Raw genomic sequence first — 3,195 nt, forward strand, 5'->3', positions numbered from 1 at the left:
CGGCGGCGCCCGCGGCGGCGGGGACCACCGCGGTCCAGCGGCCGGCCGGCCGGTCGTCGGGCACCCGTCCCTCGTCGACCGTCTCGACCGTCGCCGGATCGGTCGCGATCGCGGCCATCTGACGGCCCCAGTCGTCGTCGACGCAGATCACCGCCGACGCCGCGGCGGTCGGTGCGGCCGGGTCGAACAGTGCGGACTTGGCCTGGAAGTAGTCGGCCATCGTCGGATGGAAGTCCAAATGGTCCTGCGACAGGTTGGTGAAGCCGCCGACGGCGAAGGACGTGCCGGCCACGCGACCGAGGGACAGCGCGTGGCTGGACACCTCCATGACCACGGTGTCGACACCGCGCTCGACCATCGTCGCCAGCAGACCCTGCAAATCGGGGGCCTCCGGGGTGGTCAGCGAGGACGGCTCGGTCTCCCCGTTGATCCGCGTGGCGACGGTGCCGATCAGCCCGACCGAGCGTCCCGCGGCCAGCAGTGCGCCCTCCACCATGAAGGCGGTCGTCGTCTTGCCCGAGGTTCCGGTGATGCCGATGACCGTCAGCGCCCGACTGGGATGGCCGTAGACCGACGAGCTCACCGCACCGAGAACCGAACGGGGGTCGGGGTGCACGATCAGCGCCGGCCGCCGGTCGGCCGGCAGCGCCGCCGCGACCAGCTCGGCACCCGCCGGATCGGTCAGAACCGCCGTCGCCCCGCCGTCGACCGCGTCGGCCACGAACTGCGCGCCGTGGGCACGTGCCCCCGGCAGTGCCGCGAACAAGTCCCCGGGGTGTGCCTGCTGGGCCCGCAGGGTCACACCCGAGACCTCGACGTCGGCGCCGTCGACGTCGACGCCGATCAGCGCGGCCAACTCGTGCAATGGCGTCGGCTCGACCCGCTGCGGCCGAAAGGACTCAGTTCCCATGGGGTGTCAATCTACCGGCCCGCCCACCGGCTATCCGGCTTCGAGGACCAACCGGGGCGCGGGCGGCGAATACGGCACCCGGGCACGCTGCAGCAGCCATCCGGCGATCGAGCTGAACAACGGACCCGCCGACTGACCGCCGCTGCCGTCGGAGCTGCGCTGCGGGTTGTCCATCACCAGACCGATCACGTAGCGCGGGTTGTCCGCGGGCGCGATGCCGGCGAAGGTGATGTTGTACCGCGAGTTCGAGTAGCAGTTGCACCGCGGATCGACCTGCTGGGCGGTGCCGGTCTTCCCGGAGATCTGGTACCCGGGCACCGCGGCCTGGAAGCCCGAGCCGCGCTGCATGCCGGTCGGGTCGTTCTGGACGACGGCGCGGAACATGTCGCGGACGGTCGCCGCGGTCTCCGGCGAGACGACGGTGACCCCCTCGGGGGCGGGCATTGCGGACTCCGGGTGGCCGTCGCGGGTCTCGGCGGCGATGATCCGCGGCGGAACGCGCACCCCGTTGTTGGCGATGGTCTGGTACACCGACGCCATCTGCAGCAGCGTCATCGACAGGCCCTGCCCGATCGGAAGGTTCGCGAAGGAACCGCCCGACCATTGGGACAGCGCCGGTACCTGGCCGGGACTCTCGCCGGGCAGGCTGACGCCGGTGCGCTGGCCGAGGCCGAAGGCGGTGATCATGTCGGCGAACCGCTTCTCCCCGACCTGGCGGGCCAACATGAGCGTGCCCACGTTCGACGACTTGCCGAAGATGCCGGTGGTGGTGAAGCGCTCGGTGCCGTGTGACCAGGCGTCCTTCACCGTCACCCCCGACATCCGGATGGAGCCGGGAACGCTGTGCACGGCGTCCGGCGTGGTCACGCCGTACTGGATCGCGGCGGACGCGGTGACGACCTTGTTCACCGAGCCCGGCTCGAACGGCGTGGTGACAGCCGGGTTGTCGAGGTTGGCGTCCTTCTGCTCCGACAGCGGCCGCGACGCGTTGAAGGTCGAGTCGTTGGCCATGGCCAGCACCTCGCCGGTCTTGGCGTCGAGCACGACGGCGGCCACGCGCTTGGCGCCGGAGGCGATCTTGGCGGCGGCGACCTGGCTCTGGACGAACCACTGGGCGTCCGAATCGAGGGTCAGACGGATCGCCGCGCCGTTGATCGCCGGATGCACGTTGCGCGCACTGCCCGGGATGATCGCGCCGTCGGAGCCGCGGTCGAAGGTCTTCGACCCGTTGGTGCCGGCCAGGACCGAGTCCATCGACGACTCCAGGCCGATCAGCCCGTTGCCGTCGAAGTTGACGTCGCCGACGACGTTGGCCGCGAGCGAGCCGCCCGGATAGAGGCGGATGTTCTCCGGGTCCGCGCCCACCTCCGGGTAGTCGGCGACGATGCGCGCGGCGACGTCGCTGGCCACCGAGCGGGCGAGGTAGACGAACTCCTCGGAGCTCTTCAGCTTGGCGAGCAGGTCGGTGTCGGAGATCGAGCCGCCCAGGGCCGCCGAGACGCCCTTGGCGATCTCTTCGAAGCGCTTGCCGGAATCGGGCAGCTTCGGATCACGCGCGTGGGCCGCATCGGTGGCGGTTCGCACTGCCTGCGGTCGGAAGGTCAGGGCGCGGGCCTCGTCGGTGTAGGCCAGCGGTCGTCCGGTGCGGTCGAGGATCGAGCCGCGCTTGGCGGTGAGGACCTGGGTGTATTCGCGCTGGGCGGCCGCCTGCGCGGCCAACGTGTGCGCCTCGACGGTGTGCACGACCACGAGGCGGGCGACGATCGCGATCACCGCGACCGCGACGGCGACCACGGCCCATCGGGTGCGCAGGGTGAAGCGGTCGGGGCGCTCTCCCCCGCGTCGACGACGCTTGGTCGGGCCGCCGGGCGGCTGACCACCGCCGGACCCAGCCGACGGCGCGGCCCCCGGCGGGCGGGAGTCGGAACGGTTGCGTCCCAGCCGCCCCACACGGGAAGCTCCGAGGTTGTAGGCGGCGCGAGTCATGATCGTCAATCATTCCCGCCGCTACGGGCTGCGCCGGGGATTTCCCCTCGGCGCGCCGCGGTTGGCCGGGCGCTGGGCCCGCGGCTTGGCACTGTGGCTCCGCGGTTTGACCGTCCGGCTCTGGGGGCGCGAACGCACCCCCGGTTGCTGCGGCTTGGCGACCTGAGACGGAACGGGGAGCACGTTCGGGGCTGCGGCCGGCGGCGCCACGGGCGCCGGTGCGGGAGCGGCTCCGGGCTGCGCGGGAGCCGTGTTCTGGGCCCCGGCGGCCTGGTCGGCCGGCGCTTGGGCGGGCTGAC

General features: G+C 72.1%; 3 protein-coding genes. 1 reads left to right on the top strand and 2 read right to left on the bottom strand.

Translation table 11 applies throughout. The annotated features are described in order from the left end of the window. Together QM634_RS14845 and QM634_RS14850 are read right to left on the bottom strand one after the other, a co-directional pair. Positions 1-910, bottom strand: a 910-nt coding sequence (locus QM634_RS14845; protein ID WP_415043549.1) for a Mur ligase family protein, incomplete at its 3' end; no start/stop codon positions are given. Between the two features lie 30 nt (positions 911-940). Next, on the bottom strand, positions 941-2,896 hold the full coding sequence (locus QM634_RS14850; RefSeq protein ID WP_415043550.1) for a peptidoglycan D,D-transpeptidase FtsI family protein: 1,956 nt from the start codon (positions 2,894-2,896) through the stop codon (positions 941-943). Between QM634_RS14850 and QM634_RS14855 the strand changes: the two genes are divergently transcribed. Then, positions 2,895-3,062 (top strand): hypothetical protein, encoded by a 168-nt coding sequence (locus QM634_RS14855; RefSeq protein ID WP_415043551.1) that lies wholly within the window; start codon positions 2,895-2,897, stop codon positions 3,060-3,062. The two genes, QM634_RS14850 and QM634_RS14855, sit on opposite strands and share 2 nt — an antisense overlap. Positions 3,063-3,195: the final 133 nt, after the last annotated feature.

It is taken from the genome of Gordonia sp. (in: high G+C Gram-positive bacteria) (assembly GCF_047606305.1).
In the GTDB taxonomy this organism is placed as follows: domain Bacteria; phylum Actinomycetota; class Actinomycetes; order Mycobacteriales; family Mycobacteriaceae; genus Gordonia.